General features: G+C 67.2%; 12 protein-coding genes. 7 read left to right on the forward strand and 5 right to left on the reverse strand.

Annotated elements, in window-relative coordinates:
• Positions 1-346: 346 nt before the first annotated feature.
• The 3 genes from AUV07_RS03150 to AUV07_RS03160 all read right to left on the reverse strand — a co-directional run bounded on the left by AUV07_RS03150 (position 347) and on the right by AUV07_RS03160 (position 4,092).
• On the reverse strand, positions 347-1,063 hold the full coding sequence (locus AUV07_RS03150) for a class II aldolase/adducin family protein (protein ID WP_062633823.1): 717 nt from the start codon (positions 1,061-1,063) through the stop codon (positions 347-349).
• A gap of 95 nt (positions 1,064-1,158) precedes the next feature.
• Positions 1,159-2,346 (reverse strand): thiamine pyrophosphate-dependent enzyme, encoded by a 1,188-nt coding sequence (locus tag AUV07_RS03155; protein WP_139833214.1) that lies wholly within the window; start codon positions 2,344-2,346, stop codon positions 1,159-1,161.
• Between the two features lie 291 nt (positions 2,347-2,637).
• A complete protein-coding gene (locus AUV07_RS03160; protein ID WP_062633835.1) occupies positions 2,638-4,092 on the reverse strand; it encodes an aldehyde dehydrogenase family protein in 1,455 nt (484 codons plus the stop codon).
• Between the two features lie 265 nt (positions 4,093-4,357).
• Here AUV07_RS03160 and AUV07_RS03165 point away from each other — a divergent pair, with 265 nt between their 5' ends.
• The 6 genes from AUV07_RS03165 to AUV07_RS03190 are packed head-to-tail and all read left to right on the forward strand — an operon-like array spanning position 4,358 to position 8,988.
• Positions 4,358-5,800 (forward strand): Rieske 2Fe-2S domain-containing protein, encoded by a 1,443-nt coding sequence (locus tag AUV07_RS03165; RefSeq protein ID WP_228164524.1) that lies wholly within the window; start codon positions 4,358-4,360, stop codon positions 5,798-5,800.
• A complete protein-coding gene (locus tag AUV07_RS03170) occupies positions 5,797-6,387 on the forward strand; it encodes a 3-phenylpropionate/cinnamic acid dioxygenase subunit beta (protein ID WP_062633826.1) in 591 nt (196 codons plus the stop codon). The genes AUV07_RS03165 and AUV07_RS03170 overlap by 4 nt, the downstream gene beginning before the upstream one ends.
• Positions 6,384-6,728, forward strand: coding sequence for a hypothetical protein (locus AUV07_RS03175; RefSeq protein WP_062633828.1), 345 nt, complete (start codon positions 6,384-6,386; stop codon positions 6,726-6,728). Before AUV07_RS03170 ends, AUV07_RS03175 begins: the two co-directional genes overlap by 4 nt.
• The gene (locus tag AUV07_RS03180) at positions 6,709-6,903 is read left to right on the forward strand and encodes a ferredoxin (protein ID WP_062633830.1); all 195 of its coding nucleotides are present in this window, start codon (positions 6,709-6,711) and stop codon (positions 6,901-6,903) included. The genes AUV07_RS03175 and AUV07_RS03180 overlap by 20 nt, the downstream gene beginning before the upstream one ends.
• Before the next feature lie 10 nt (positions 6,904-6,913).
• Positions 6,914-8,152 carry an NAD(P)/FAD-dependent oxidoreductase gene (locus AUV07_RS03185; RefSeq protein ID WP_062633832.1) on the forward strand — a complete coding sequence of 413 codons (1,239 nt, stop codon included), beginning with the start codon at positions 6,914-6,916 and terminating at the stop codon, positions 8,150-8,152.
• The gene (locus tag AUV07_RS03190; RefSeq protein ID WP_005050739.1) at positions 8,149-8,988 is read left to right on the forward strand and encodes an aldo/keto reductase; all 840 of its coding nucleotides are present in this window, start codon (positions 8,149-8,151) and stop codon (positions 8,986-8,988) included. Before AUV07_RS03185 ends, AUV07_RS03190 begins: the two co-directional genes overlap by 4 nt.
• A gap of 99 nt (positions 8,989-9,087) precedes the next feature.
• On the opposite strand, the gene AUV07_RS03195 is transcribed toward AUV07_RS03190, so the two are convergent.
• Together AUV07_RS03195 and AUV07_RS03200 are read right to left on the reverse strand one after the other, a co-directional pair.
• Positions 9,088-9,870 (reverse strand): IclR family transcriptional regulator, encoded by a 783-nt coding sequence (locus tag AUV07_RS03195; RefSeq protein ID WP_039712028.1) that lies wholly within the window; start codon positions 9,868-9,870, stop codon positions 9,088-9,090.
• Between the two features lie 180 nt (positions 9,871-10,050).
• On the reverse strand, positions 10,051-10,416 hold the full coding sequence (locus AUV07_RS03200; RefSeq protein ID WP_062633834.1) for a hypothetical protein: 366 nt from the start codon (positions 10,414-10,416) through the stop codon (positions 10,051-10,053).
• Positions 10,417-10,767: 351 nt separating this feature from the next.
• On the opposite strand from AUV07_RS03200, the gene AUV07_RS17910 reads away from it, so the two are divergent.
• Positions 10,768-10,970: hypothetical protein (locus tag AUV07_RS17910; protein WP_231868185.1), on the forward strand; the 203-nt coding region annotated here is incomplete at its 3' end.

Here is a 10,970-nt window from a genome sequence, read left to right on the forward strand (position 1 = left end):
GGCAGGCCCGTCCACTGACTCCGGACGCCCTCACCGGTGCAATCCCGACGGCCGGTCCCGCGCGCCCGCGGTGGTGGACGGCGCGATAACGCTGCACCCGAGCGCCCCGCCGAGACGATCCGGCGGGGCGCTCCCGTGTCCACCCCCCGGCCCGTCAAATGTCCGACCCCCCCTACCACTGTTGTGCGTGTCAGATACACAACATGGCGCGAGCCGTTAGGCGCGGGCGGCGTGTGCCGGCATGCCGGACCGCCCCACCAGGGGCGAACGGCCGGCTTCGCCGACGCGATGACGCGCCGGCCGCGAGCGGGCGGATTTGCTCAGCGCGCCTGGAGGAGGCGCGCTTTCAGACGCTCTCCCCGCGCCTGGCGTTGGCTCTCCAGATCTCCCAGGCCCTCGTGAGCTGCCCGTTGTTGGATTCCGCGGCCGCGGCGCCCTCTTCTGCGGTGAGGGCGGTGTAGCCGCCGAGCTGACCGGCCGTCACCTGTGCTCGGGCGTTGAGGTCCGCGTAGACCGCGCGGGCGACCGCCTGCGGGATCGAGTCGCCCACGGCGACGAATCCGTGTCCTCGCATGAGTGCGACCGCCGCGCCCCCGAGGGTCGCAGCAAGGTCCGCGCCGAGCGAACCGCTGCGGATCAGCAGGTCGCTGGAGGACCCGACGCTGTCACGGATCTCGAAGACCGGGACCGCTTCGCCGAGGAAGCCCGCCATGTGCCACACCGCCTGCAGAGGCGTCCTGGAGATGCTGAAGGGCACCATCGACGCGGAGTGGCTGTGGACAACGGCCTGGACATCGGCGCGTGCCCGGTAGATCTCGCCGTGGATGAATCGTTCGAGATAGCTCGGTCTGTCGTCCGCGGTCGTCCCGTCCAATCCGATCACCTGAATGTCGTCGGGCGTGACGAGGCCGGGGGCCAGGTTTCTGGAGATGAGGAACCTGCTCGGGTCGTCGGGGTCACGGACGCTCACGTGGCCGAAAGCATCGAGGATGCCGTGGCGGACGAGAATGCGATTCGCATCGACGAGATCCTCTCGAACCCCTAGTCGATCACCAGTTGACATCCTTCATCGCTCCCTACTGCAGACGTACGTGTCGCTGTCAGCCCGAACACGCGGCTCACTCACCGTATACGGCGCTGTCACTCCTGCTCGACATCTCACGCGAACGCCTGCCCGAAGACCCGGACATCGCCCATCGCAGACGCGACCTGGATCAGCGTCGGCCCATCCTCGGCGAACGCGGCGGCGAACGCGCTCTCGAGCTCCTCCGGGTTGGACGCCCGCCAAGACTTCAGTCCCAGGCTTCGGGCGTACGATGCGTGGTCGATCGGGGGCCGGAAGGTCCAGCGCATCGCATCCTCTGCGCCGGGCTCTCCGAGCGAGCTGCCCATCGCTCCCGTCACGGTCGCGACGTCCCGCCAGCCCCCGTTGTCGAGGACGAGGTAGACGACCGGAACGTCGTACGCGGCAGCGGTGTGGATCGCTGTGGAGTTGAACATGAACCCGCCATCGCCGAGGACGGCGATCACTCGACGATCGGGACGAGCCATCTGGATGCCGACCGCCGCCGGCGCGCCCCAACCCTGAGCACTCGCCTTCCCCGAGAGGCCGAAATACGTCCACGGTGCGCCATAGTCGACGAGTGTGTCGATGAAGCCCTCCGCGGATCCGCACTGGTTGACGACGATCGTCTCGGAGCCGCCGAGGCGATGGATGAGGTCCGCGATGTGGGCCGCCGATACCGCGCCATCAGCCTCGCCGAGCAGGCGCGACCGCAAGGCTTCGCGGCCCGCTTCCCAGCGCTCTCTGAGCCCTCGCACCCGCCCGCCCGAGCTCACGGGTACCGCTCCGCCTTCAGCGAGGCGATCGGCGACCGCATCGAGCAGGCGCCCGGGGTGGCTGAGGATGCCGACCTGACCTGCGTACTGCCGGCGCAGAGCGAGCGGGTCCACGGTGACCTGCACCACGAGGCTGTCACCGAAATCCGGCAGGGGCATCGCCAGCCCCTCGGTGAGCTCGGCGCCGAGGAGGACGACGACGTCTGCGCCCTCCAGTGCAGGGCTCGATGCGGTCAGCTTGCCGACGTACCTCGGATTGGTGTTCGGGAAGGCGAGGTCGGCGCCCTTGATCTCCCCGAGCACGGACGCGTCCACCAGGTCGGAGAGCCTTTCCAGCGCGGCAATCGCACCGTACCGCGCGACCTCTGTCCCCACCACGATGACCGGACTGGCCGCCGTCCTGAGAATCTGGGCGAGACGCTCTACCGCATCCGGATCGAGCGCCTCATGCAGATACTCGGTCACCGGTCCCGGGGTGAACTCGATCTCCTCTTCCAGAAAGTCCATCGGAATGCCGAGGTGCACCGGACCGTAGGGAGGGGTGGAAGCGATCTGGAACGCTCGCTCGAGGAACTCCGGAAGCCGCTCCGCCCGGGGGATCTCAGCCGACCACTTCGTGTACTGCTGTGTCGCCTCTGTGATGGCCCGGGGAACGTTTTCGGCGCCCAGGCATCCCTGCAGGCGGCCTTCGCCTCGACGGGGTTTGCCCGAGGCTGACGGGAACAGCGCCTCCCAGCACCGCCGGCATGGATCGCGCCGCGCTTGCTGCGACGACGTACAGCGCGCAGCGCTGCCCCCCTACGAGAGCAGAACGGTCACGGTCTTCGTCTCGGTGTACGAGATCAGTTCGTCGAGGGACTCCTCGCGGCCGATCCCCGAAGCCTTCACCCCTCCGAACGGCAGTCCCCAGAAGTGCCGGCTGCCACTGTTGACGAGGATGTAGCCGGCCTCGATCTGCCGGGCGACGACGTGGGCGCGCGTGACGTCGCGCGTCCAGATGCTCGAGGTGAGCCCGTACTGGACGCCGTTGGCGATCCGTACGGCCTCCTCGTCGGCGTCGAAGGTGGTGACGGAGAGGACGGGGCCGAAGATCTCGTTCTGCTCGACGAACGACCCGGGGCTGACACCGGTGAGCAGCGTCGGCTCGACGAACCACCCCTCATCGAGGCCGGCGGGACGGCCGCCGCCCGTCGCCACGGTGGCACCCGCCTTCCTGCCTTCGGCGATGGCGCTGATGGACTTCTGGAACTGTGCCTCCGACACGAGCGGGCCCATGTCCACGGACGGGTCCAGCGGGTCTCCCACCCGGATCGCGGCCATGCGCTCGGCGACCCGGCCGATCACTTCGTCGGCCACCGAGGAGTGCACGAGCAGGCGGCTCGTCGAGCCGCAGCTCTGTCCGGCGACCCACGTGAAGTTCATACCCGCGACGGCACCGGCCGCAGCCGCCTCCAAATCGGCGTCGGCGAAGACGATCTGAGCGTTCTTTCCGCCCAGTTCGAGCGACACGTGCTTGACTCCGGTCTCGGCTGCATCCCGCTGGATCGATTGCCCCGTCGCGGTGGACCCGATGAAACCGATCCGGCGGACCTCGGGATGACGCACCAGCGCGCGTCCGGTCACCGCGCCGCGACCGCTGACGGTGATCAACAGATTGTCCGGGAGGATCCCGACCGCGAGCTCGGCCAGGCGCAACGAAGACAGCGGCGTCTGGTCCGGGGCCTTGAGGACCACGGCGTTGCCGGCGACGAGGGGCGCGGCGACCTTCGCCGCCGCGAAGAAGAAGGGATGGTTGAACGCACCGATACGCGCGACCACTCCGTAGGGCACCTGCATGGTGTAGTGGAGGTTCGTGCTCACCGGAATCGTCCGGCCACCGAGGTCGAGCGCCATGTCGGCGAAGATCTCCATGAGTTCCGCCGCCGCGTCCACATCGCCCCTCATCATCGAGAGGGTGAACCCGCCGTCCAGTGCGTCGAGAGTGGCGAGCTCCTCACGGTGCTCTCGGATCGTCGCAGCGAGTTGCCGGATCACGGCGGCCCGGGCTCGGGGCGGCATCGCGCCCCAGGCCGGCTGCGCAGCCTGCGCCGCCGCCACCGCGCGCCCGACCTCCTCCTCGGAGAGGTCGGGGGCGGAGGTCAGGGGACGCCCGGTCGTGGGGTTCTCGACCTCGTAGCGCGCGGCACTGGCCCACGGCTTGCCATCGAGAGTGACGGTCCATTCCCGGTCTGCGACATCGGTCGACGGGCTCATCATTGACTCCTCGTTTCCAGCAGAAGCGGTTTCTGTGTTCCAGAGGAGCATGCCCACCCTCTGGGACGGGAGGATGGTCCTCGCAGCCGCGACGCATCGCCTCCTCCTCCGAGCGCGGCCGCGAAGGCCTTCCTCGGGCCCACTTGACGTAAGGCGCGCGTGTGTGGCAGAATCAATTTCTGCACATCAGAAACTATGCCTCGGCCCGCTTCGACGTGCGACGTCGGAGCGGTGTCGAAGCATTACACTACGGATAGGCGCGACGATGAGCACTTCCAGCATGACGATCTACGACGAGATCCGTCGCGGAATGATACCGGCGTACATCTACAACGACGCGGAGATCTTCGCGCGCGAACGAAAGAACCTTTTCAGCCGCGCCTGGCTGTTCGTGGGCCACGAGTCCGAGATTCCTCAGGCCGGCGACTACGTCGTCCGGCGAATACTCGACGACTCGTTCATCATCGTCCGCGACGAGAAGGGTGAGATCCGCGCCCACTTCAACATGTGCCTGCATCGCGGCATGCAGGTCTGCCGGGCCGAGATGGGGAACGCCTCGCACTTCCGCTGCCCGTACCACGGGTGGTCCTACCGCAACGACGGACGCATCGTCGGACTCCCCTTCCACGAGGAGGCCTACGGCGGCGAGGCCGGGTTCAGCCGCAAGGGCGCACGGCTCCTGCCGGCGCCGAACCTCGGTATGTACAACGGCCTGATCTTCATCAGCATGGACCCGGATGCGCCGAGCCTCGAGGACTACATCGGCGACTTCAAGTTCTATCTCGACTACTACACCCGGCAGAGCCCCAGCGGCATCGAGCTCCGGGGCCCGCAGCGGTGGCGCGTCAAGGCGAACTGGAAGATCGGCGCCGAGAACTTCGCCGGCGACATGTACCACACGCCCCAGACGCACACCTCGGTCGTCGAGATCGGGCTGTTCCGCGAGCCGAAGGCCGAGAAGCGCAAGGACGGCAACACATACTGGGCCGGCAACGGAGGCGGCACGACCTACAAGCTCCCGCCGGGCACGCTCGAGGAGCGGCTGCGGTACGTCGGCTACCCGGACGAGATGGTCGAGCGGATGAAGGCGACCTGGTCTCAGGAGCAGCTCGATGTCATCGGCCGCGACGGGTTCATGATCTCCGCGGCCTCGCTCTTCCCGAACATGTCCTTCGTCCACAACTGGCCCAAGGTTGAGGAGGGTTCGGACGAGGACGTGCTCCCGTTCATCTCCATCCGGACGTGGCTTCCGATCAGCGAGGACGAGACCGAGGTGTACTCCTGGTTCGCGGTCGACGCTGAGGCTCCGGAGGAGTTCAAGGCACTGTCGTACAAGGCCTACCTGATGTGCTTCGGGTCGACGGGCATGTTCGAGCAGGACGACGTGGAGAACTGGGTCTCGCTCACGAACACGGCGAAGGGATCAATGGCGCGGCGCCTGCTCCTGAACAGCCGCATGGGCATCCTCAAGGATGGATCGCCGGTCGTCGAGCCGCTCGGCCCCGACCAGTTCGCCGGCCCCGGCGTCGCGCACGTGGGCTACGGCGAGTACAACCAGCGCCATCTGCTCCACCGCTGGGCGGACTACCTGGAGTCGGAGTACGAGGGCGTCGACTTCCGTGCCCTGTCGATCGGCGGCGAGCCGCCACTGGATGTCGAGCCCCGACCTGCGGGCATCACGAACAATGGTCAGAAGGTGGTCCGATGATCGAGGAGACCGGCAAGGCAGTTTCCGAAGTCTCCCGGCTTCGCAAGTCGTCAACCCTCGCCGACCGGGTGGGCTCGTCCCTGCCCTTCACGAGCGAGCTGCACGCCACGATCCATCGCTGGCTCGTCGAAGAGGCCTACACTCTCGACCAGCAGCGGTATGAGAGCTGGCTGGACATGCTGACGGAAGACATCCACTACGTCATGCCCGTCCGCGTGACCACCGCACTCGGCACGCCCTTCAGCACGTCCCCCGGGATGGCGCACTGGGACGAGAACAAGTACTCGCTCAGCCGGCGCGTCGCACGGTTCCTTACCGAGCATGCCTGGACCGAGGACCCTCCGTCCCGGCTGCGTCACTTCGTGACCAACGTGCGGGTGTTCGAGACCGACGTGCCCGGCGAGGTGCTCGCCGACTCCGCGATGCTGCTGTTCCGCAGCCGAGGAGACGTGAACGAGCCGTCGATCATCTCCGCCCACCGGGAGGATGTGTTCCGTGACGTCGGAGGCGAGTACAAGCTCGCGCGCCGCGTCATCCTCGTCGACGAGTCGGTGCTGCGCACCCAGAACCTGGCGATCTTCCTGTGACCCTGGAGTGGGAAGGCGCCGACGTCGATCGGGCCGCCGCGATCGCCGCCGCCGAGGAGCGCGCACGTTTGGTCGCGCGCACCGTCGGCGAGCCGCTCACGATCGCCAACGAGTTCTCTGAGATCACGGTGAGCCGGGTCGAGACCCGCAACGGGACGCGTCTGCTCATCGACTCTCCGAAATCCGGACAATGGATCGCACTCGACCCGCTCGAGCTGGAGGCGCTCACCTGGCAGACCGTCCAGACGTTCTCAGCGATGATCGGGTCGCCGTACGCGCCCATGTTCCCCGACCCCGACCCATCATCAACGAGGAATGACCATGGCCACGGTGAAGGCTGACCTCTCCCTCTGCCAGGGCTACGCGAACTGCGTCGTGGCCGCGGGAGACTACTTCGACATCGACGACGACGGCAAGGTCGTGCTCTTGCAGCTCGAGGTGCCGGACGCGGAGCGCACTCGCGTCGAGGAAGCCGCCCGAAGCTGCCCGGTCTCGGCGCTGTCTGTCGAGGGTTGAGCCGATTCGCATGTCTCACGTCGTCGTCGTCGGTGCTTCCGTCGCCGGAGTCAAGCTCGTACAGAATCTTCGTTCGGAGGGGTTCACCGGCGCGATCACGCTGGTGGACCAGGAGAGCCATCCCCTCTACGACCGTCCCCCGCTGTCGAAGAAGTACCTCAGCGGCGCCGCATCCGACCCGGAGATCGCGCTGACGACGGCGGAAGCGCTCGAAGGCCTGCGGGTCGAGACCCGTTTCGGCGTCGCCGCGACCGAGCTGGATCCTGCCGGCAAGACGCTGACGCTCGCCGACGGCAGCGAGCTGACCTACGACATCCTCGTCATCGCGACGGGTGCCCGAGCTCGCCGAACCCCGTGGGCTTCCACTCCCGGCGTCCACGTGCTGCGTACCCGCGCCGATGCCGACGAGCTGCGCAAGGAGCTCGTTCCGGGCCGCCACCTCGCGGTGGTCGGCGCCGGATTCATCGGCGCCGAGGCGGCCGCCACAGCGCTTGCGGCCGGTGTCAAGGTCACCATCATCGAACCGATCGGTGCTCCGATGGGCCGGGCGATGAATATGGAAGTGGGCGGTATCTTCGCGGAGAAGTACCGCAGGGAGGGTGCTGAGCTACGCTTCGGCGTCTCCGTCGAGAACGTCGAGCGCACGGGTGACCGCGTCCAGGTCACGCTCACCGATGGCGCGACGCTGGATGTCGACGCTGTCCTGCTCGGTATCGGAGCGGTCGTCAACACGGAGTGGCTCGAGTCGTCGGGCCTCGCGCTGGATAACGGTGTCGTCTGCGAAGGCACGCTTGCCGCCGTCGGCGTCTCCCACGTGTATGCGATCGGCGACGTGGCACGATTCATGAACCGACGGCATCCCGACCCGATCCGGTTGGAGCACTGGACGAGCGCGACGGATCAGGCGCTGATTGTCGCGCATAACATCGCTCACCCGGATGACCTGCGCAGCTACGACCCGACGGAGTATGTGTGGAGCGACCAGTACGACTGGAAGATCCAGATCGTCGGGCATACCGGATCTGATCACTGGACGATGGTGGGCGACCCTGCGCAGGACCGCTTCGCCGTCGTGTACGGCGAGAGCCAAGGGCAGGCCGAAGGTGCCGTCATCGTGAACTGGCCGCGTGCCCTCGTCGACGCCCGCCGCTCGGTCGCCTCGCGAGCGAAGGCGGACGAGCTGATACATCGGCTGCGCGCCCTCCTCGAGCCCTCGAGCACGGCTCCGGCGAAGGCGGCCGCCCGATGAGAGCTGACGACACCACCCTCCCCCTCCTGCACGGTCACCGCATCCCGCGAATCGGGGTGGGCACGTGGCCACTCACGGGAGACGAGTGCGCAACGATGGTCGAGAAGGCGGTCGGCTACGGTTACCGCCTGTTCGATACGGCGTACAAGTACGCGAATGAGGAGGCCGTCGGTGCCGGTCTGCGTGCATCGGGCATCCCTCGTGACGAGGTCTTCATCACGAGCAAGTTCAACAAGGAGGACCACAGCGTCGAGGGAGTGCAGCGCGCGTACGACCGATCGCTGAAGACCCTTCGCGTCGACTACCTCGATCTGTTCCTGATCCATTGGCCGGTTCCGGCCCTCGACCGATACGTCGAAGCGTGGAAGGGTCTGGTGAGACTGCTCGAAGAGGGACGAGTGAAGGCGATCGGCGTCTCCAACTTCAAGTCTCACCACCTTCAGCGCGTCGTCGACGCGACCGGTGTCGTCCCCGACGTCGATCAGATCCAGCTCAGCGTCGACATCGCCCGTGTCGAACAGCGCAGCTTCCAGCGCGCTCACGGCATCCTGACCGAGGCGTGGAGCCCGCTCGGACGCGGAGGAGCCCTGCTGTCCGATCCCGCGGTGACCGCGATCGCGTCGAAGTATGACAAGTCGCCCGCACAGGTCCTACTGCGCTGGCACATCGAGGAAGGGATCGTTCCCGTCCCGCGCGCCGGCGATGAGAAGCATCTCGCGCAGAACATCGACGTCTTCGATTTCACGCTCAGCTCGGAGGATATGGCGACGCTGAGTGGGCTGGATCAAGGCGAAGAAGCCGCCCGCGACCCGGACGATCCGGCCAACGGGCACTGAGGCCCACGGCGGCGGGTCGGTCGCTCCCGCAGCCACGCTCATCAGCGGCGTGTTCGCGTGCGCAGCGCATCCATGGGCGCTACGACGACCCGGGCCGGTTCACCCCAACAGTTCGGCGAGGCGGATCGCGGCGTCCTGCAGTGACCGCGCTAGGGACTTGACCTTGCCCGGCGGTAACCGCTGCACGGGCGCGGAGGCGTTGATCGCCAGTCGCAGTCCCGACGAGACGTGGACCGGGACCGCGACGCTCGCCACGCCGTCCTCGCTTTCCTGCCGATTCACGGCATAACCGTCCAGTCGTGTCCGAACCAGTTCGGCGACGAGTTCGTCTCGGGAACGTATGGAGTTCGGTGTGACGATCTCGAGCTGCTCGTCCGGGTACAGCCGGAAGAGCTGCTCGTCGCTCAGCTCGGCAAGCAGCGCCTTGCCGGTCGAGGTGCAATGCGCCGGCAGGGTCTTGCCCAGTCTCGAAACCACGCGCACGGCCACATCGGGCTCGGCAACGGCGAGGAATCGGACATGGTTGCCCTCGAGCGTGCCCAGGTGGCAGGTCTCACCGAGGGCGGCGCTGAGGTCCTCGAGGATCGGCTGCGCCAGTCTCGGGACATCCATCCTGCGCAGCACCGAGAAGGCCACCGTCGTCAGCGCCGGGCCAGGGCCGTAAGCCTTGGTCACCGGGTTCTGCCGCACGAAGCCGCGCCATGCCAGCATCGCGAGAAGTCGGTGCGCGGTCGAGGTCGCCACCCCGAGGAGGGCACCGGCGTCCGTGAGCCGCAGCTCGTGCTCCTCACCCAGCAGCAGGATCAGCTTCAGCGCGTTGTCGACCGACTCGATCGGATACTGGGGTGGATCGCCCGGCGACCCGAGCTGTCGATTCTGCACGGCAGAAAGCTTACTTGCAACGTGGGCGCGCTCCTCCTGCACCGCGCGCTCCGATGCCGACCCGACAGGCGGGAGGATCGTCTCCGCGGTGCCACTGCAGCCCGTGCCACCCCACGCCGCCCGCGTGGCTCCCTGTGACGGCCCCGACGGCCCAGGCGCTCTACGGTCGGAGCAGGACCTTCAGGCTGCTGGACGCGTCGCGGGACTGCTCGAAGGCGGCGGCGGCATCGTCGAAGGCGAACTCGTGGGTCGCCAGCGGCGACAGATCGATCCCCTGGGCGTCGGACGCCTGACGATCGACTCGAGGACGGCCTCGTACTCGCGATGAGCGATGGCGAACGACTGCGGGTGCCACAACTGATAGATGTGTAAGCAGCGTTCCGGGTAGGAGTCCACTACCCGCCCCAACGGGATGTCTGCACGCGCGACGCAGCAGCGGAGGAACGCGTGGTGCGCCACCAGCCAGGCGCCCATGTCACCGACTGCCAGCGCCGCATCCATTAGCGTCCCGTACTCGCGCGAAGCGCCGATCTCGGAGCGCAGCATCCGTCCACCGTCCGGCGCGCGCCTAAGGACTCCAGCTGAAGCCGGACACCGTAGAGCTGGTCGACCTCTTCTACGTCCGGGTGATACACCGTCGCTCGGCGATGGTATCGGCCTCGTTTGAGCCTTTCTTCCCGCAGCAAGCGAAACGCCTCGTGCAAATGACCTCCCCGTCGATCCAGGTCTTTCAACTTTCCATCCTGCGTGAGGCGGCAGTGGCGGTGACACTCCACTGCTCGGAAGAGCACTATTTCGCGCTATTGATCCGGACCCCGATGGTCGGAAGCTGTTCAGTGCCGCGTCATCGGCGCAATACGCTGGGAGACGGGGCTTCCTCTGCCCCGGGAGGACACCATGCAACCAGATAACCTCACGGTCACGGCTCGGGTGGCGCGCACAGCCGTCCCCGGGCGGCTGGACGATCTCACCGAGTGGGCGCATGGTTTCACCGGCCGGGCCCAGTCGTTCCCCGGCTACCGGGAGTCGAAGGTCCGAGTCTCGGAACGGCACCGGCGCCAGGTTGTCGTCGAGATCACGTTCGCTTCCCCCCATGACCT

This window comes from Microbacterium sp. CH1 (assembly GCF_001595495.1).
Classification (GTDB): domain Bacteria; phylum Actinomycetota; class Actinomycetes; order Actinomycetales; family Microbacteriaceae; genus Microbacterium.

Bases quoted from the DNA above. Each gene is read 5' to 3' on its own strand.
- AUV07_RS03170 (WP_062633826.1), top strand. From the start codon at position 5,797: ATGATCGAGGAGACCGGCAAGGCAGTTTCCGAAGTCTCCCGGCTTCGC.
- AUV07_RS03190 (WP_005050739.1), top strand. From the start codon at position 8,149: ATGAGAGCTGACGACACCACCCTCCCCCTCCTGCACGGTCACCGCATC.
- AUV07_RS03165 (WP_228164524.1), top strand. From the start codon at position 4,358: ATGAGCACTTCCAGCATGACGATCTACGACGAGATCCGTCGCGGAATG.
- AUV07_RS03200 (WP_062633834.1), bottom strand. From the start codon at position 10,416: ATGCTGCGCTCCGAGATCGGCGCTTCGCGCGAGTACGGGACGCTAATG.
- AUV07_RS03155 (WP_139833214.1), bottom strand. From the start codon at position 2,346: ATGGACTTTCTGGAAGAGGAGATCGAGTTCACCCCGGGACCGGTGACC.
- AUV07_RS03150 (WP_062633823.1), bottom strand. From the start codon at position 1,063: ATGTCAACTGGTGATCGACTAGGGGTTCGAGAGGATCTCGTCGATGCG.
- AUV07_RS03160 (WP_062633835.1), bottom strand. From the start codon at position 4,092: ATGAGCCCGTCGACCGATGTCGCAGACCGGGAATGGACCGTCACTCTC.
- AUV07_RS03185 (WP_062633832.1), top strand. From the start codon at position 6,914: ATGTCTCACGTCGTCGTCGTCGGTGCTTCCGTCGCCGGAGTCAAGCTC.
- AUV07_RS03180 (WP_062633830.1), top strand. From the start codon at position 6,709: ATGGCCACGGTGAAGGCTGACCTCTCCCTCTGCCAGGGCTACGCGAAC.